Source organism: Paenarthrobacter sp. NyZ202 (genome assembly GCF_049860755.1).
GTDB lineage: Bacteria > Actinomycetota > Actinomycetes > Actinomycetales > Micrococcaceae > Arthrobacter.
Genome location: NZ_CP187556.1, coordinates 1118309 through 1136420 on the forward strand (window position 1 = coordinate 1118309; position 18112 = coordinate 1136420).

Annotated in this window: 13 protein-coding genes; 11 read left to right on the top strand and 2 right to left on the bottom strand. The window is 63.3% G+C overall.

What is annotated here, in order from left to right:
* The first annotated feature begins 189 nt into the window (after positions 1-189).
* Complete coding sequence (speB, locus tag ACPFL9_RS05365; protein WP_426006240.1) at positions 190-1245, top strand: agmatinase; 1056 nt, start codon at positions 190-192, stop codon at positions 1243-1245.
* Positions 1242-2945 carry a thiamine pyrophosphate-binding protein gene (locus ACPFL9_RS05370; protein ID WP_426006241.1) on the top strand — a complete coding sequence of 568 codons (1704 nt, stop codon included), beginning with the start codon at positions 1242-1244 and terminating at the stop codon, positions 2943-2945. The genes speB and ACPFL9_RS05370 overlap by 4 nt, the downstream gene beginning before the upstream one ends.
* Positions 2946-3010: 65 nt before the next feature.
* Here ACPFL9_RS05370 and ACPFL9_RS05375 read toward each other — a convergent pair whose 3' ends face one another.
* Complete coding sequence (locus ACPFL9_RS05375; protein ID WP_426006242.1) at positions 3011-4339, bottom strand: MFS transporter; 1329 nt, start codon at positions 4337-4339, stop codon at positions 3011-3013.
* 29 nt (positions 4340-4368) lie between these two features.
* Positions 4369-5397 carry an MBL fold metallo-hydrolase gene (locus ACPFL9_RS05380; RefSeq protein WP_426006243.1) on the bottom strand — a complete coding sequence of 343 codons (1029 nt, stop codon included), beginning with the start codon at positions 5395-5397 and terminating at the stop codon, positions 4369-4371.
* A gap of 94 nt (positions 5398-5491) precedes the next feature.
* Here ACPFL9_RS05380 and ACPFL9_RS05385 point away from each other — a divergent pair, with 94 nt between their 5' ends.
* The 9 genes from ACPFL9_RS05385 (at position 5492) to ACPFL9_RS05425 (ending at position 18112) form a co-directional block, all read left to right on the top strand.
* Complete coding sequence (locus ACPFL9_RS05385) at positions 5492-6397, top strand: LysR family transcriptional regulator (protein ID WP_426006244.1); 906 nt, start codon at positions 5492-5494, stop codon at positions 6395-6397.
* 148 nt (positions 6398-6545) lie between these two features.
* Complete coding sequence (locus ACPFL9_RS05390; RefSeq protein ID WP_426006245.1) at positions 6546-7055, top strand: MarR family winged helix-turn-helix transcriptional regulator; 510 nt, start codon at positions 6546-6548, stop codon at positions 7053-7055.
* Positions 7040-9148 (top strand): MFS transporter, encoded by a 2109-nt coding sequence (locus tag ACPFL9_RS05395; RefSeq protein ID WP_426006246.1) that lies wholly within the window; start codon positions 7040-7042, stop codon positions 9146-9148. The genes ACPFL9_RS05390 and ACPFL9_RS05395 overlap by 16 nt, the downstream gene beginning before the upstream one ends.
* Before the next feature lie 186 nt (positions 9149-9334).
* On the top strand, positions 9335-9583 hold the full coding sequence (locus ACPFL9_RS05400; RefSeq protein ID WP_426006247.1) for a ribbon-helix-helix protein, CopG family: 249 nt from the start codon (positions 9335-9337) through the stop codon (positions 9581-9583).
* A 239-nt stretch (positions 9584-9822) separates the two neighbouring features.
* On the top strand, positions 9823-11556 hold the full coding sequence (locus tag ACPFL9_RS05405) for an ABC transporter ATP-binding protein (RefSeq protein WP_426006248.1): 1734 nt from the start codon (positions 9823-9825) through the stop codon (positions 11554-11556).
* A complete protein-coding gene (locus tag ACPFL9_RS05410) occupies positions 11553-13637 on the top strand; it encodes an ABC transporter ATP-binding protein (protein WP_426006249.1) in 2085 nt (694 codons plus the stop codon). Before ACPFL9_RS05405 ends, ACPFL9_RS05410 begins: the two co-directional genes overlap by 4 nt.
* A 38-nt stretch (positions 13638-13675) precedes the next feature.
* Entirely contained in the window at positions 13676-14092 is a 417-nt protein-coding gene (locus ACPFL9_RS05415) for an acyl-CoA thioesterase (protein ID WP_426007493.1), read from the top strand.
* A gap of 85 nt (positions 14093-14177) precedes the next feature.
* On the top strand, positions 14178-14942 hold the full coding sequence (locus tag ACPFL9_RS05420) for a copper homeostasis protein CutC (RefSeq protein WP_426006250.1): 765 nt from the start codon (positions 14178-14180) through the stop codon (positions 14940-14942).
* Positions 14943-15172: 230 nt separating this feature from the next.
* A complete protein-coding gene (locus ACPFL9_RS05425; RefSeq protein WP_426006252.1) occupies positions 15173-18112 on the top strand; it encodes a glycoside hydrolase domain-containing protein in 2940 nt (979 codons plus the stop codon).

Below are 18112 nucleotides of genomic sequence, written 5' to 3' on the forward strand. Positions count from 1 at the left end.
CAAGGAGCGTAGGACGCCGTTTCCGCCGCAGACCCCGGTTTTTATGGAATCTTAACGCCTCCTGTGACCGGCATCTCACTGCATCCGGATACGCTGGCTCTGTTGTAAACAGATGATGCATATTGGACAACTTTGAGTGTATGATGGGTGTCACAACCCAGATCCATCTATCTAAGGAGTGGCGCAACTTTGGAAGAGCTCCGCATTGAAGCCAACGGGAACCTCGGCCCTATCGATTCATCCCGTATCCCGCGCTACGCCGGCGCTGCGACCTATGCCCGGCTTCCCCGTCTGGACCAGGTCACCAAGGCCGACGTCACCGTTGTCGGCGTGCCTTTCGACTCCGGCGTTTCCTATCGTCCAGGCGCCCGTTTCGGCGCCAACCATGTTCGCGAGGCCAGCCGTCTGCTGCGCCCGTACAACCCGGCCTGGGACGTTAGCCCGTTCGAGAACATCCAGGTCGCCGATGCCGGTGACATGGCCGTGAACCCGTTCAACATCAACGAGGCCATTGAGACCATCCAGCAGAACGCGCTGGACCTGACCGCGAACGGCAGCAAGCTGGTCACCCTCGGTGGCGACCACACCATCGCACTGCCGCTTCTGCGGGCCGCGGCCGAACGTGCCGGTGAACCCATCGCCATGCTGCACTTCGACGCCCACCTGGATACCTGGGACACCTACTTCGGTGCCGAGTACACGCACGGCACCCCGTTCCGCCGCGCAGTGGAAGAGGGGATCCTGGACACTGAAGCCATCAGCCACGTTGGTACCCGCGGTCCGCTCTACGGCAAGAAGGACCTCGACGACGACCACCGCTTTGGCTTCGGCATCGTCACCTCCGCGGATGTCTACTACCAGGGCGTAGCCGAGACGGTGGCCAAGATCCGGGACCGCATCGGCAACCGCCCGCTGTACATTTCCGTTGACATTGATGTCCTGGATCCGGCCCACGCACCCGGCACGGGAACACCGGAAGCCGGCGGCATCACCAGCCGTGAGCTCCTGGAGATCATCCGTGGCTTCCGCGGCATGAACCTCGTTGGCGCTGATGTAGTGGAAGTTGCTCCGGCTTACGACCACGCCGAAATCACCGGTGTTGCGGGCAGCCACGTGGCCTATGAACTGGTGACCCTCATGGCCGACAACGCCGTGGAAGGGGACCGACACGGTGCGCCGAACGGCTACGCCCAGCAGGCCCTCAGTGCGCGCATTGAGGAACTCGCGAAGGCCACGCAGCGATGATCGATTTCGACCCGGGCACGGCAGCCCCTACCAGGGAGACCGGGGAGCGTAACGGCGGGGACCTCGTCGTCGAGACCCTTGAAGCGCTTGGCGCGAAGACGGTTTTCGGTATTCCGGGCCAACACGCCCTTGGCTTGTTCGACGCCATGGGCCGCGGGAACCTGCACTTCGTTTCCTCGCGGGTGGAGAACAACTCGGCGTTCGCCGCTGATGGTTATTCCCGTGCCACGGGTGAGGTGGGCGTGTTGTTCCTGTCCACCGGGCCGGGTGCGCTGACGTCCCTGGCCGGGTTGCAGGAGGCGTACGCCACGGGTGTGCCGATGGTTGTGGTTGCGAGCCAGATCCCGTTGGAAGGCCTGGGCGCGCGCCGCAAGGGCATGCTCCACCAGCTCGATGACCAAAAGGCCTCCGCCGCCAACGTCACCAAGAGCCAGCGGCTGATCCAGCATGCTTCTGGTATCCCGTCGGCCATCCAGGACGCGTGGACCGAGGCCATTTCCTCCCCGCAGGGCCCGGTGTGGATCGAGATCCCGCAGAACGTGCTGCTGGACCCGATCGTGGTGCCGCCGGTGGAGGACGCGCTGGCCGAAGCCTTCGATAACCCGCCGCGCGTGGAATTGGTCCGCGAAGCCGTGAAGTGGCTCTCGACGGCGGAACGTCCGGCAATCATCGCAGGCGGCGGTACGCGCCGTGGCCGGGCGGAGAAGTCGCTGCTCTCCATCGCCGAACAGCTCCGGGCGCCGGTCATCTGCACCCCGGGCGGCAATGGTGCGTTCCCGTGGAACCACGAATTGTCCCTGCAGTCCTGGATCGAGGACCGGTACATGACCGATGTCCTGGAGGACGCGGATGTGCTGATCGTGATCGGTTCGTCCCTGGGCGAGGTGACCTCGAACTACTTCACGTTCGAACCCCGCGGACGGATCATCCAGATCGACGCCGAACCCCGGGTCCTGGAATCCAACCGTCCCGGCTTGGGCATCCGCGCCGATGCCGGGCAGGCCCTCGCCGCGCTGGATGCGGCCCTCTCCGAGGCGGGGGCAGCGACGTCGGCGGTCCGGTCCTGGCACGGCACCAGCCCGGAAGAACTGGTCAAGGAGTCCCTGGCCAAGGTCAAGGCCCGCCTGGAATCGCAGGACCTGGCCAAGGAACTGAAGTTCATGGCCGATATCCGCGAAGCAGTACCGGCGGACATGCAGACCTTCTGGGACATGACCATCTCCGCGTACTGGGGATGGTCCTGCTGGGATTCCCGCGACGGACAGTTCCACTCCGCCCAGGGAGCCGGTGGGCTCGGCTACGGCTTCCCGGCTGCGATCGGCGGGGCCGTGGGCCTGGAAACCACTGGAAAGCCGAGCCGGGTACTGGCTGTTTCCGGTGACGGTTCGTCCATGTACTCCATCTCCGAACTCGCCACCGCCAAACAGCACAACATCCCGGTCACCTGGCTGATCGTGGACGACGGCGGCTACGGCATCTTGCGCGAATACATGGTGGGCGCCTTCGGCAAGGCCACGGCCACCGAGCTCGCCCGCCCCGACTTCGTCAAGCTGGCCGAGTCCTTCGGTGTGCCGGCCGTTCGAGTCGACCCGGACCAGGTGGGGGACGCGCTCAAGGCGTCCTTCGCCGCGGACGGACCCAACGTCGTCGTGGTTGAAACGCTCCTCAAGATGTTCGGTCCCACCCACCTGGACGATTAACGAACAGCAGGAAGCCCCCGCATGGAACACCATGCGGGGGCTTCCTGCGTTGCGGGCCACGCACGTCAGTCGAGTTCGCGGTGGGTGCCTTCCGGCGTGGCCTTGACGGCGATGGCCGAGGCCAGCAGGGCGACGATCCAGAACGCGGCAATCAGCCACAATCCACCACCGGCAACGAGGCTCAGGCCAGCCACGATCATCGGCGTGAAGCCTGCGCCCACCATCGAAGCGCCTTGGTAGGCGAGGGAGGCGCCGGTGTAACGGTTGCGGGTGGGGAACTGCTCGGCCACGTAGGCGGCAATCGGACCGTAGAGGAAACCCTGAACCAGCCCGTTGCCCAGGATGATCGCGAGGGCGAAGCCCCACAGTTCACCGTTGCTCATGAGCAGCAGGATCGGGTAGACCAGCACCACACCCAAAAGGGAGGCCCCGATCAGCACCCGACGGCGGCCGATCCGGTCGCTGAGGCGTGCGGAGTAGAAACAGATCACCAAGGTCAGGAGCGCAGCCAGGGCCTTGATGTTCAGGACGCCGTTCTTGTCGGCGCCGCTTTCAACTGCCACGGAAACGCCCCATACGGTGGTCATCGACTGGCAGACATAGAACGACGTGGTCGCGAGCAGGCCAAGTACCACGGCCCGGGGGTTGTTCTTCAGGACATCGAGCAGCGGCACGCGGCGCTTTTCGCCGGCTGCTTCAAGGCGTTGGAACGCAGGTGTCTCGGCAACCTTCAAGCGGATCACCATGCCAACCACAATGAGCAGTGCGCTCAGCAGGAACGGTATGCGCCAGCCCCAGACAAGGAAATCGTTGCCGGAAACCGCCGCGAAAAGGGACAGTGCCAGCGTGCCAAGGATCGCGCCCGCCGGCCCGCCGGCGTTGGCGAAGGCCGCAGCGAACCCCCGGTGCTCCTTGGGTGCGTGCTCAATGGCCATGAGTGCCGCGCCGCCCCATTCGCCACCTACGGCGACGCCCTGGACCAGGCGGAGAATCACCAGGGCGATCGGTGCAGCCATGCCAATCTGGGCGGTGGGCGGAAGCAGGCCGATCGCCGTCGTGCCGAGTCCCATGATCAGCATGGACAGGACCAGCATCTTTTTGCGGCCCAGGCGGTCTCCGAAGTGGCCGAAAATCAGGCCGCCCAAGGGCCGGGCGATGTACCCTACCGCGAGCGTCACGAAGGAAGCGAAGAGGTCGAATCCGGGGCCAAGGTTGGCGAAGAAGACCTTGTTGAAGACCAGGCTCGCCGCCGTCGCGTAAAGGACAAAGTCGTAGTACTCAATGGCACTGCCGACGAAGCTGGAGGCGAGAATGCGGCGCATGTCCTTGGAGTTCATGGACGTGGCTGTGGGAGTGGCAGCGCCTGTGTCAGGGGCTGTTGGTGCTGTGCTCATGTGCTTCCTCAGGTTGGGTTCTTCGTCCGTCAGCGCTGACGGTCGAACGGAATGGCGTCGAGGTCGTTGGGAATGGTGAAGGTGCCGCTGAAGTGCTCGCCGGCCTCCTGCCAGACGGCTGCGGAAGCGGACCCGGGAACCAGGTGGTGCAGGGCCAAATGCCCGACGCCGGCAACTTCGGCCAGCTTGGCCGCTTCGCGGACGCTGGTGTGGGATTTGTAGTGGTGGTCACGGGAGGCGCGGCTGGATTCGTCGGTCTTGTCGGCATAGAGCGACTCCACCCACGCGAAGTCGATCGCCTCGTGCAGGAGGAGGTCCGTATCCTGCGCCAGGGTGATCATGTTCTGCGTGTACGCGGTGTCTCCGGAGATCGTGACCGAGCCTTCGGCGGTATCGAACCGGAAGGCGAAAGCCGGGGCCACAGGAGGATGTTCCACCAGGATGGCCGTCACGGTCACCAGTTCGTCGCGGTACACCTCGAACGGTTCCATGTCCGGAGTCGGATTGTTGTTGGGGTGGTATCCCGAATCCGCCGGAATGACGATGTCTTCAGCGTGGAAGATGTCCAGCGGGCTTGGCCGAAGGCTGTCCAGGATGCGGTCGTTGAGGTCCGTCGCATGTGCCTTCATGAGCTGTTCGAACATCTGGCGGGTGCCCGGCGTCGGATTCTCCGGCGCCAGCGGTTGGGGTTCGACGACGGCGCGCGGCGACACAGCGGGAAGCTCGCCCCGGTTGCCGGGTCCAATGATGCGCACTGGATTCTCCGTGCGGTCGGTCAAGGCGTAGAGCCCGAAGATGCCGAGACCGGCGAGGTCGTAGACGTGGTCCGAGTGGAGGTGCGTGATGAAGAGGGCACGCAGGTCCTTCAGCTGCAACCCTGACTGGCTGAGCCGACGTCCCGCGCCCTGTCCGAAGTCCACCAGGTAAAAGGCATCCCCAACCACAACGGCCGTGGCGATTCCCGTGCGCTCACCGGTGTCGGCTGCGGCCCACCAACGTGGTCCGCCTGCTGTTCCCAGCGTGACGATGTGCGGCTTGAGGGATGACGTCGGCGTCATGGTTCTCCTTGTTCGGAATGGCTTTCTTCCAGTGTGGTCCGCACCACGTCACTTGTATAATCAATCAATTCTAAGGAGTTCATAAGGAGAACTGATGGGTGAGTTCACGCTGCGGCAGCTCGAGTATTTTGTGGCCGTGCTGGATCACGGATCGCTGACCAAGGCCGCCAGCGAGAGCAATATCTCCCAGGCCGCTGCCTCCATGGCAATTGCCCAATTGGAAAAGAGCCTCGGGCTGGACCTCCTGATCCGGACCCGCGCCAAGCGCGTGGAGCCCACAGCTGCGGGGGTGGAGTTGGGTGTGCGGGCACGGCGGATCCTCCGCGAAACGGCCGACTTGCAAGGGGCCTTGCGCGGTTCCCACGAAGACATGCGGGGGCGCGTGTCCATCGGGTGCATGATTGCGATCTCGCCCCGGCTGATCCCCGAACTCATCCGGGCCTTCGCCGCCAAGTGGCCGGAGGTGGAACTGGACTTCGTGGAAGGCAACGCGGAGGAGCTGCAAAGGGCGGTGGGGGAAGGTGAGTTGGACGTTGCCTTCATCTATTCACTCCAGGCGGTGCCCGGCGTCGAAATCCTGACGGTAGCCGCGTCACGGCCGCAGTTCATGCTGGCCGCAGACCATCCTCTGGCCAGCCGGAAGTCCCTCAGGTTCGCCGACCTGGCCGGGGAAGACGTGGTTCTGTTCGATGTTCCACCCAGTGCCGAGCGTGTCATTGCGATGTTCCACTCGGCCGGCATCGAACCCAAGGTGCGGTGGAGGAGCGTGGTGGCGCAGACCATCCGTGGCATCGTGGCCAGCGGGCAGGCTTACTCTGTGACCAACGTCTGGCCTGGCATCGAGTCCCTCTACACAGGTGCCCGGGTGGCGCTGGTTCCCATCGAAGACAAGTTGCCGGCCAACGAGCTCGTAGCAGTGGTTCCGCCGGGTGTCAGCCGCCCCCGGCGCGTGGAGGAAGTGATTCTCGCGGCCAGGGCGCTGACGCGGCAACCGGAGTAGCCAGAACCCAACTGACTGGCAGTAGTGGTTGTTTTGAGACGTCAATACAACCACTACTGCCAGTCAGTTGGGGGTGACCTTCTTTAGTTTCCCAAAGCAATCATTTAGGAGTATAGTTGCTTTAGGCAAACAAAAAGGGGTGTTTTCCATGTCCGTCGGTTCAGCCACGGCAACCGATCTTGTTCATCACATCTTCGACCTCCAGCGGACTCTGCGCTGTGTGGTGACCGCCCACCTGGCCCGCGTTCCCGACGTCGGAATGGCAGTCCAGGGCGTGATGCGGTTCATTGGCGAGGGGGAGACCCGCGCGACGCACCTGGCCGCACGGCTGGGAGTGAGCGCACCGGTCCTCAGCCGGCACGTGTCCGAGCTGGAAGAGCTTGGCTACGTGGTGCGCCGGCCCGACCCCGCAGACGGAAGGGCGCAACTCCTTGCATTGACCGAAAGCGGGACGGCAAAGCTCCGCGAGGTCGAAGAACAACGCAGCGCCAGGCTACGCGACTATCTCGCGGACTGGAGTGAAGAAGATGCGCTCGAGGCATCCCTGGTGCTGCAGAAACTCACCGGGTCCCTTAAAGACTCAATCCGGGCAACGGCGGCCGGTTCCACAACAACGAATCCCACAGTTCAGGAGCCACAACTATGGCCACACCAGTAGTCCAAACACCGGCCGCAGGGCGGAATGCAGCCCCGGCACCTATGACGCACCGCCAGATCATGGAGGCCCTCACCGGTCTCCTGGCAGCATTCTTTACCGCCATCCTGAGCAGCACCATCGTTGCAAATGCCCTGCCCACCATCATGTCCGAGCTCAAGGGCACCCAGACGGACTTCGCCTGGGTCATTACCGCGGCACTCCTGGCGAACGCCGCCACAACGCCCATCTGGGGCAAGCTGGCCGACCTTTTCGACAAGAAACTCCTGGTCCAGCTCAGCATCATCATCTTCGTAGCCGGCTCGGTCATGGCCGGTTTGTCCGAGACCATTCCGCTGCTGCTGACCGCACGCGTCATCCAAGGTGTGGCGATGGGCGGTCTCACCGCCCTTGCCCAGGCCATCATCGGCTCCATGATCCCGCCCCGGGACCGCGGCAAGTACTCCGGCTACATGGGTGCAGTCATGGCTGTAGGTACAGCCGGTGGCCCGTTGCTGGGTGGCTTCATCGTGGACAGTCCGCTCGGCTGGCGCTGGACGTTCTTCGTCTGCGTGCCGCTGGCCGTCATTGCGCTGATCCTGCTCCAGATCACCCTGAAGATCGAACACATCAAGCGGCCGGCCAGGATCGACTGGCTCGGTGCGATCCTGCTGACTTCCGGCGTGAGCCTCCTCCTGATCTGGGTTTCCTTCGCGGGCAACCCCGAATACTACGACTGGGTGTCCTGGCAGTCGGCCCTCATGGTGGGCGGCGGCGTGGCGCTCCTGGCCCTCCTGGTGTTCGTGGAGACCAAGGTTTCCCAGCCGATCATTCCCCTCAAGATCATCTCGGAGCGCACCACCGCCCTGGCCATCCTGGCATCCGTTGCCGTTGGTATTGCGATGTTCGGTTCCTCCACCTTTCTGGGCCAGTACTTCCAGGTCTCCCGCGGCGCCACACCCACTGAGGCAGGCCTCCTGACGCTGCCGATGATCGCAGGAAACCTGGTGGGTTCGGTGGCTTCAGGTGTGCTGATCAGCCGCTTCGGCAAATGGAAGCGGTTCCTGATCGCAGGTTCTGTCCTTTTGATCGGCGGGCTCGCCTTTGCGGGCACCATGGACCACACCACCGAGCTGTGGATCGTAGCCATCTACACCGGCGTGTTCGGCCTCGGCCTGGGCATGCTCATGCAGAACCTGGTGCTCGCGGTACAGAACACCGTGCAGGCCAAGGACATTGGTACTGCCAGTGCTTCGGTTGCTTTCTTCCGCTCCGTAGGTGGCGCGATCGGCGTTTCGGTCCTCGGGGCCATCATGTCCAACCATGTGAAGGACCTGGCCACCGAAGGCCTGGCAGCGGCAGGCATTCCCGTCCAGGGCGGTGCCTCCGGGGCCAGTATGGACCTGGCGGACATGCCCGCTCCGATCCGCGACATCATGCGTGCCGCTTACGGCGATGCCACCGCGCAGATCTTCCTGATCTCTGCCTTCATCAGCGTCGTTGCCCTCCTGGCTGTCCTGTTCATCAAGGAACGCCCGCTTCGCCGGACCGTTGATGCGGCACCAGAAAAGGAACTCATCGCCACCGCTTCCGGCGAGGCCGCGATGGCACTGGATACGACGTCCATGGACGCGGTGCCGGTCCCGTACGGTGCGGACCAGGCGCACGACGCCGGAACGCGGCTGGGTGCCGGAGCTCCCCGGAATGCGGGGAACCGCCCGGGTGCAGGTTCCCGGGAGCGTGCGGGTTCCGGTGAGGTTCCCGGCCGTCCGGCGGCGGGGGGACGGTCAGCCGATGACCTTGACCTCGAGTTCGCCAGGATCCTGACGCAGGAACGGCCCCACACCGCGTCCGACGTCAAGGAACTCCAGGAGCAACTCTCCAGGACGCAGTATGTCCTGGCTGAACAGCAGCTCCAGCTCAGCCGGGCCAATGTTGAGCTCCAGGCGCGTCTGCGTGACCAGCAGACTGTTGCGGAACAGCAGGCCCGCACTGCCGACGAGTTGAAGGCACTCCGGAAGGAACTCAGGCGTGAGCGCCGCGAGCAGGAACGCATGGCGTTGCTGCTTCTGCAGGGAGTTGAGTCCCGGGCCGACCACGGCAAGCACGCAGGCTAGAACTGCCAGCAGTTCCTGTGCAGATTTGCTCCTCCGAACTGTGCGGAATGAAGCGGACAGGGCATGATGAAAGCGCCGGTTGGGATTCCAGCCGGCGCTTTGCCGTGATTGGGCCCGCCAGCCTCGATGAGTCTGCCATGGTCACTCACCGATATTCGTAATACGATTGTGTGCATGGAACGCAAGATGCACGGCAGAGAGGTCTCGGAGACCGAGATCGATGAATGGGTCGAGGAGGCCGACGCCGGTTACGACCCCGAGGAGTTGAAGGCGCGGATGGGGCGCCCGGCCCGGGGAGCGGAGGCGTCTCAGGTCATTCCCGTACGACTGACAGTCGACGAGCTTGCAGCGGTGATGGCACGAGCCGAGCGGGAGCACCTCAACCGGTCTGAAGCGATCCGCGCCGCATTGGCCGCTTGGTCACACGCGGCGTGAACGTCCGCCGCTCGGCACACAAGCACGGGATCAGCTCCGCTGACGCGGTTGAGGCGGCGACTTACCTATCCGTCGCATGCCTTATCCGCCGACGAGATACTCCGCTGGGATGATCTTTCCCCGAGGTTGTTTCGCTGGGGCAACGGATTTCGTAGAGTGGGGAGGCTAATACTGTCAGCGCCTGCTGCTAGAACTTTTCTTACCTCATTCACTCACTCTCTCCTTAAGGATTCGTGGGCATGCTTGTCACCCTGATACGGCGCTATTCAAGACCGTATGTGCCGCAGATTGTGGCCGTCCTCATCTTCCAGCTGGCGTCCACCATCGCCACGCTCTATCTCCCCAGCCTTAATGCCCGGATCATTGATGAGGGAGTCTCCCGCGGAGACACCGACTTCATCTGGCGGACCGGCGCACTTATGCTCGCGGTGGCATTGGGCCAGGTGGTGACAGCCATAGCGGCCGTCTATTTCGGCTCGCGGACGGCCATGGCCATCGGGCGCGACCTCCGGCGCAGTGTGTTCCGACAAGTCAGCAGTTTCTCCGCCCAGGACGTTAACAAGTTCGGCGCGCCCACCCTCATCACGCGCGGCACCAACGATGTCCAGCAGGTGCAGATGCTGGTCCTGATGGGCCTGAACTTCATGGTTTCCACGCCGATCATGTGCGTTGGCGGCATCATCATGGCCCTGCGCGAGGACTTAAGCCTTTCATGGCTGGTGTGGGTCTCGGTTCCAGTGCTGGTGGCCGTGGTTGGCTACTTGGTGGTGCGCCTGATGCCCCTGTTCCGTTCCATGCAGGCCAAGATCGATTCCATTAATGGTGTGCTGCGTGAGCAGATCATTGGCATCCGCGTGGTCCGGGCCTTCGTCCGCGAGCCCTACGAGGCCAAGCGTTTTGGTGAGGCCAACCAGGATCTCACTGCAGTATCCGTCAAGATCGGCAACCTTTTTGTCCTCATGTTCCCGGCCATCGGCATGATCCTGCACCTGTCCACTGCGGCGGTGCTGTGGTTTGGCGGCCAGCGGGTGGACTCCGGCGAAATGCAGGTCGGTGCCCTGACCGCGTTCCTGCAATACCTCCTGCAGATCCTGATCGCCGTCATGATGGGCACCTTCATGGCCATGATGATTCCGCGCGCCTCGGTGTGTGCGGACCGCATCGGCGAGGTTCTCGACGTCGAACCTTCCATCCACAACCCCAGCTCGCCGGTGGTGCCCGCCCAGAAGAAGGGCCATGTCGAATTCCGCAACGTCACCTTCAAGTACCCGGGCGCTGAGGCGCCCGTGCTGAGCAACGTCTCGTTCACTGCCGAGCCAGGCCAGACGCTGGCCATCATCGGATCCACCGGGGCCGGCAAGACCACGCTGATCTCCCTGCTGCCGCGGCTCTATGACGTCGCGTCCGGCGATGTACTGCTCGACGGCGTTCCGGTCACCAAGCTGGATGCCTCCGAAATCACCAGCCGTGTCGCGGCAGTTCCACAAAAGCCATACCTGTTCTCCGGGACCATCGAACACAACCTCCGTTTTGGCAAACCAAACGCTACTGACGAGGAACTGTGGGACGCGCTGGAAACCGCGCAGGCCAAGGACTTCGTCATGGAGAAGGCATCCGGGCTGGGTCGGCGCATTGCGCAGGGCGGCACCAACGTATCCGGCGGTCAGCGGCAGCGGCTGTCCATTGCGAGGGCTTTGGTTACCAAGCCCAACGTGTACCTCTTTGATGATTCGTTCTCCGCCCTCGATGTCGCCACGGATGCCCGCCTGCGCAAGGCACTGAAGGCCAAGACACAGGACGCCACGGTGATCATCGTGGCGCAGCGGGTGTCCACGATTGCCGAGGCCGACCAGATCCTGGTCCTGGACAACGGACGGATCGTGGACCGTGGGACCCATGAGGAACTTCTGGAAACTTCGCCCACTTACCAGGAAATCGTTGAATCCCAGCTGAGCGTGGAGGAAGTGGCATGAGCGGGCAGGACCAGCAAAAGAAGCGCGGTTGGGCTGCCAAAGCTGAGGCAGCCAAAGCCGCTCGTGCCAACACCGAGGCCGAGGTGGCCACCGACGTCGTCGAGGACGAGGATTTCGTCGAGGAGGAGTACGTTCCCACTGAAGCCGACGGTGGCATGTTCGGCGATGTTCCGGCCAAGAAGGCCAAGGCGTTCTGGCCGTCAGCCAAACGGCTGATGGGGTTGCTCAAGCCCGAGAGCGTTGGGGTGTACATCGTGATCGGCCTTGTGGTGGTCTCGGTGGTCCTGAACGTCATCGCCCCCAAGGTCCTGGGCAGTGCCATGGACGTCATCTTCGGTGGTGTCATCGGCAAGGAGCTTCCCCCCGGTGTTACGCCGAAGCAGTTCGCAGAGCTTATGCGCCAGCAAGGCCAGGACAACTTCGCGGACATGGTCTCCAAGATGGAACTCACCAACGGGATCGACTTCCCCAAGCTGACGTTCCTGATCTCGATCGTGTTGCTGATGTATTTTGTTGCCAACATTTTCCTGTGGGCCCAGGGCTGGCTTCTGAACAGGATCGTCATGCGCGTCATCAAGAAGCTCCGTGACGATGTCCAGGCCAAGCTGAACCGCCTCCCGCTGAACTACTTCGATACCCGCCAGCGCGGCGACATCCTTTCACGCGTCACCAACGATGTCGACAACGTCCAGCAGGGCCTCCAGCAGGCCTTCGCGCAGCTCGTCAGCTCTGTCCTGACTGTGCTGGGCATCATCGTCATGATGTTCATCGTGTCCTGGGAGCTGGCGCTGATTGCGCTGATCGCCCTGCCGCTTTCCGGCGTCATGGCGGGTGTCATCGGTGCCAGGAGCCAGAAGCTCTTCGCCGCGCAGTGGAAGAACACGGGCGCACTGAATGGCCAGATCGAGGAGTCCTTCTCCGGTCACGACCTCGTCAAGGTGTTCGGCCGGGACGCTGACATGCTGGTGCGATTCGACGAGAAGAACGAGGAACTGTACAAGGCGTCATTTGGCGCGCAATTCGTGTCCGGCATCATTTTCCCGGCCATGAACTTTGTGTCCTACCTGTCGTACGTCGGAATTGCCGTGGTGGGTGGACTCCGCGTGGCATCAGGCTCCATGAGCCTGGGCGATGCCACGGCATTTATCCAGTACTCCCGTGAATTCACCCAGCCCCTCGGCCAAATCGCGGGCATGGCCAACATGCTGCAGTCCGGTGTGGCCTCGGCAGAGCGGGTGTTCGAGTTCCTCGATGCCGACGAGGAAGTCCAGGAATCCGGCACCAAGCACTTGCCGGCCAAGACGGACGGCCATGTGGAGTTCGAACACGTGAGCTTCAGTTACGTCGAGGACAAGCCGCTGATTGAGGATCTCTCGTTCAGCGCCGAACCCGGCCACACCGTGGCAATCGTGGGTCCTACAGGCGCCGGGAAAACCACCCTCGTGAATCTGGTCATGCGCTTCTACGAGCTCAACGCGGGGCGGATCACCCTGGACGGCGTGGACATCAAGGACCTCAGCCGTGCCGAACTGCGCTCGAAGGTGGGGATGGTACTGCAGGACGCCTGGCTCTTCGGCGGAACCATCTACGACAACATCCGGTACGGCAACCTCGACGCCACAGAGGAACAGATCATGGAAGCCGCCAAGGCCACCTACGTGGACCGGTTTGTCCGGGCGCTGCCCGATGGGTACCAAACAATCATCGACGAAGAAGGCAACAACGTCAGTGCCGGTGAGAAGCAGCTGATCACCATCGCGCGGGCGTTCGTGTCCGATCCCTCGTTGCTGATCCTCGACGAAGCCACCAGCTCCGTGGACACCCGTACGGAACTGTTGCTGCAGAAGGCCATGGCCGCCCTCCGCACAGACCGCACGAGCTTCGTGATTGCCCACCGCCTCTCCACCATCCGTGATGCCGATACCATCCTCGTCATGGAGAACGGGCGAATCGTGGAACAAGGCAACCACAACCAGCTGCTTGCACTGCAGGGTGCCTACAACCGTTTGTACATGTCCCAGTTCGCGGGTGAGAACGCCGGGGAAACCGCGGTCGACGATTCAACGGCGGTGCACAGCTGAACGACAAGGCACCCCGGCGCATAGAGGTCCACGTGCCCATGCGCTGGGGTGACATGGACGCTTATGGACACATCAACAACGTGCAGATCGTGCGCATGTTGGAGGAAGCACGTATCGCAGCCTTCGGGCCGCCCGCGGGCGCCGGTTTACCCGGCATAGAGCCACCTGCCGCGTTGTTCAACGACGTTGGCGAGGGGGTCATGACCCTGGTTGTCGAACACAAGGTGCGGTACGTGCGCACCCTTGATTACCGCAACATCCCAGCCGTCGTGGAGATTTGGGTGGGCGCCATCAAAGGTGCCAGCTTCGACCTCCACTACGTCATCAAGGATCCTGTGACCCTGGAGGACTGCGTCAAGGCCAGCACCCACCTCGCTTTCGTTGCCGAGGACACGGGACGGGTCTTGCGGCTTACCCCGGAGCAAAAAGAAAAGCTGGTTGCCTACCAGGCGTGAGCCAGGCTTCCGGATGTGCGGCCCGGAGGGTTTCATCCTCCGGGCCGCACGTGTGTACAGAGTCCGGCGCACGTAGAGTTTGACCATGGACCTCGAGATCGCCGTAACGAGCGCTGCGGGCGCCGGAACCTCTGCTGCGGAGGGCGCCAACAGGATCGAACTCTGCGGTGCTTTGGAGCTCGGCGGCATCACACCCAGCCAAGGCCTCCTTGAAGCGAGCATGGAGCACGTTGACGGCCGCTTGGGCATTCATGCCCTGGTCCGGTGCCGCCCCGGGGACTTCCACTATTCGGCCTCGGATGTGGACACCATGGTTCACGAGATCCGCCATGTGCTGGCGCTGGGAGCCGACGGTGTAGTGGTGGGAGCTCTGACCCGTGCCGGAGACGTGGATGTGCCGGTCATTCGGCGGCTCGTGGACAGTGCCAGGCAGACCCGTCCGGATGCGCACGTGACGTTCCATCGTGCCATCGATCAGTCTCAGGACCCCATGCGGGCGCTCGAACAACTTCTGGAGCTCGGTTTCACTCGCGTCCTGACTTCCGGCCACGAAGCAACAGCCGGAGCAGGGCTGGCCACGCTGTCCCGGCTGGTTGAGCGCTCAGCCGGGAAGATCGAGATCATGGCCGGGGGAGGACTGAAGCTCTCTGACATCCCGGACATGCACGCCGCCGGGCTCGCCGCTGTTCATCTGTCCGCCAAGAGGACTGTGTCCACACTTGCCGATCAGACGGTTTCCCTCGGCACCCAGGATGGCGAAGACCCCACGGCGTACACGGTGACTGACCGTGAGACCGTTCGCGCAGCGAGGGCTGCGGTGAATGCCGTGAACCTGGAGTCGAGGATCTAGGAACCCCCCAATCCCACTCATCGCACATCGCAATACCCTTTACAGTCTCCGCAGAATCCCCGGATGATGTAAGGATTCACCAACATGGTGAATTCGCCCCAAAGCTACCCTCAGGAGCCTCAGCGATGCCGCTGCCCGAGCCGCTCACACCGGCCACTATCCGTTCTGCCGACTCCGGAACAACCACCCAAAACACACGATCCGGCCGCGCCGGACAGGAGCCAGAAAGCGTGCAGGCCCAGGAAACAAAAGCCGCCACAGGACACCCCGACGTCGAGTGTGGAATCGGAACATGGGACAAACTCCTTTACGGCAACCATCGCTTCGTTGTGGAGGTGCCGGACGATGGCCTGGGCAGGAACAGGCGTGTGACCATTCCGTGGCGTCGGCAAGACCTGGACCCCGCCGGCGTCGAAGTCATCGTCGTCTCTGTCGCATCCGGCGGGAGAACCGCGAACGTCATCGTTGAGGAGGCCACACAGGAGTCCGGCGCCCTGATTTTCGAGGCCATCGACGGGCCCGGAAACTACTTCGTCTACTACTTGCCCTACGCGATGGTGGGCAAGGCCCACTATCCGCAGGCGCAGTACCTCCCACGTCGGCCGGCTGCGGAACCGGCGTGGGCTGCCGCCGTCGTGGACTCGCCGTGGGCGAGTAAGCAAGGACAGCTGCCCGGAGCACGGGTTCTCCGCTATGAAGCGGCCAGCGAGCGTGACTCGTTCGCGCCGATGAACTTCACTGCCACGTCGGCGGAACTGGACCGACTTCATGCCGATCACCCCGGCGAGACATTCCTCCTGTTTCCCGAGGACCGGCTCAATCCCGCCTCCTTGCGGGAGACGTTGCCAGCGCATTGGGCCATCAACGGTCCTGCGGGCGGGTTCCGCGGAACAGCAGAGCCGGGTGAGGACTATGTGGTCCAAGTCGGTGTGTACGCCCTGCAGGACCTCAGCGACATCACGGTTGAGGTAACCAACGGCCATTGCATCAACACCGAAGGAACGGATCGCTTGGGCAAGCCCCTGCGGAAGTCCTTGAGCATCAGCGCGGGCACGGTGCAGGCTCTCTACGTGGTGCTTCCGGTTCCGGCCCAAGCAGCGGGGACCAAGGTCACGGCGGATATCACGGTCCGAACGGGCGGCGGCGCAATCCAACGAGTGAACGTGGTGCTGGATGTCAAAGAGCCATCTGAGGCAAGCAACGATCCACGTTTGCTGCGGCGGCTCGTGTGGCTCGACTCGACCATCGCCCAGGACGCTGAACTTGTGGCGCCGTTCACCGCCATCACTCTCGATGAGGGAAGCAAGACGCTCGGGATCCTCGGCCGGACAGTGACGTTGGCCGACTCAGGCCTGCCGGAGCAGGTGACGTCCACCTTCGCCGCGGCTGTGACCGCAACGGACGGTCCCGCCGTCGGGCTTTTCAACCAGCCCATGGGTTTCCGGATGGAAAACACCGACTGGACCTACGGCCCCATCAGGTACATGGTGGAAGGCCCGGCGAGGGTGGCGTGGCGGTGCCAGTGGACCGGCCACGCCAAGGGAAACGCGGTGGTGACGCTGGACTTGACCGGCGTGCTCGACGCCGATGGGGCAGTTTCGTACTCGCTTCGGCTCACGCCGTGGGAGACGGTGGACGTGCCCGACGTCGGGCTGCACCTTGGGTTCGATGAGGCTGCGGTTCCGCTCGCCATGGGTCTGGGTGTCCCCGGAGGCCGGCGACCCACGGAGTTGGACTGGTCGTGGGACGTGGCGTCGAAGAACCAGGATGCGCTGTGGTTGGGCGGCGTCAACGCGGGCGTTCAATTGGCGCTGCGGGATTCGAACTACGAACGCCCGCTGAACACGAATTTCTACCGAGAGAAGCCGTTGCTGGAACCTCGCTCTTGGGGAACCGGGGGAGTGATGCTTCGAACAGCAGACGAGGCCGTCACATTGAAAGCCTCCAGCGGTCCCCGCACCCTGTACCCCGGGCAACCCCTGGACTTCGACTTCCGCCTGCTCCTGACTCCGTTCAAGCCGATCGAACCCGGCAAGCACCTGTCCAAGCGGTACTTCCATGAGCCGGCGGACCCTGAGCTGATAAAGGCCGCGGGCGCCACGGTGGTGAACATCCACCATGCCACAGCACCGGCTCCCTACATCAACGATCCTCTGCTGCATGAGGACAGACTGCGCAGCTACATAGCCGCGTGCCACAAGCACGGGCTCAAGGCCAAGATCTACAACACCGTCCGTGAACTCACGTTCCACAGCCCCGAACTGTTGCCAATGCTCCAGCTGGACCACGAGGTCTTCAGCGACGGCCCGGGCAAGGGCCACATCTGGCTGCAGGAACATGCGGGAAGCCGCTACGTCTCGGCATGGTTCGCGCCGAATGTGGAGGACATCGCCGTGGTCACCACGGGAGGCTCGCGGCTGGAGAACTTCTATGTGCGCAGCCTCGCTGAGCTCGCCGAAGGCGAAGACGGAATCGACGGTATCTACCTGGACGACATCGCCTACGACCGCCACGCCATGCTGCGGGTCCGGAAAGTGCTGGAAAGGGCCTGCAGTCAACGCGGCGTGGAAGGTCCGGAGATCGACTTGCATTCGGCGAACCAGTTCACGGCCCGCGACGGGTACGCATCGTCGGCCAACTTGTACATGGAGCAGTTGCCCTATGTGGACCGGCTCTGGCTGGGGGAGTACTTCGACTACGAACGCAGCGACCCGGACTACTGGCTGGTGGAGCTCTCCGGCATACCGTTCGGCCTCATGGGCGAGATGCTGGAGGGCGGCGGCAACCCCTGGCGCGGCATGGTCTTTGGCATGACCGGCAGGGCTCCGCGGGTGGATAACCGCCCCCTCTGGGAATTTTGGGCACGAACCGGCCTGGAACACCTGGACATGATCGGCCACTGGGATCCCCGGGCTCCAGTGAGAACCAGCCACCCGGACATCCTCGCAACCACGTGGGCCAAGGGGGACAAGGCAGTGGTGGCGCTCGCCTCCTGGGCCGGGGAGACTGTGGACGTGCAGTTGATGTTCGACGCCGGTCTCGCCCACCTTGCGTCTGCCGGTTTGGAAGCCCCGGCCATCCATGGCTTCCAAACCGCCGCGCATTTCAAACCCGGCCAAACTCTGACCATCGAGCCGAACCGCGGGCTCCTCCTCACGATTGGATACTGA

Coding starts and splice junctions, on each gene's coding strand:
- ACPFL9_RS05370 (WP_426006241.1), top strand. CDS start 1,242: ATGATCGATTTCGACCCGGGCACGGCAGCCCCTACCAGGGAGACCGGG.
- ACPFL9_RS05375 (WP_426006242.1), bottom strand. CDS start 4,339: ATGAGCACAGCACCAACAGCCCCTGACACAGGCGCTGCCACTCCCACA.
- ACPFL9_RS05380 (WP_426006243.1), bottom strand. CDS start 5,397: ATGACGCCGACGTCATCCCTCAAGCCGCACATCGTCACGCTGGGAACA.
- ACPFL9_RS05385 (WP_426006244.1), top strand. CDS start 5,492: ATGGGTGAGTTCACGCTGCGGCAGCTCGAGTATTTTGTGGCCGTGCTG.
- ACPFL9_RS05390 (WP_426006245.1), top strand. CDS start 6,546: ATGTCCGTCGGTTCAGCCACGGCAACCGATCTTGTTCATCACATCTTC.
- ACPFL9_RS05395 (WP_426006246.1), top strand. CDS start 7,040: ATGGCCACACCAGTAGTCCAAACACCGGCCGCAGGGCGGAATGCAGCC.
- ACPFL9_RS05400 (WP_426006247.1), top strand. CDS start 9,335: ATGCACGGCAGAGAGGTCTCGGAGACCGAGATCGATGAATGGGTCGAG.
- ACPFL9_RS05405 (WP_426006248.1), top strand. CDS start 9,823: ATGCTTGTCACCCTGATACGGCGCTATTCAAGACCGTATGTGCCGCAG.
- ACPFL9_RS05410 (WP_426006249.1), top strand. CDS start 11,553: ATGAGCGGGCAGGACCAGCAAAAGAAGCGCGGTTGGGCTGCCAAAGCT.
- ACPFL9_RS05415 (WP_426007493.1), top strand. CDS start 13,676: ATGCGCTGGGGTGACATGGACGCTTATGGACACATCAACAACGTGCAG.
- ACPFL9_RS05420 (WP_426006250.1), top strand. CDS start 14,178: ATGGACCTCGAGATCGCCGTAACGAGCGCTGCGGGCGCCGGAACCTCT.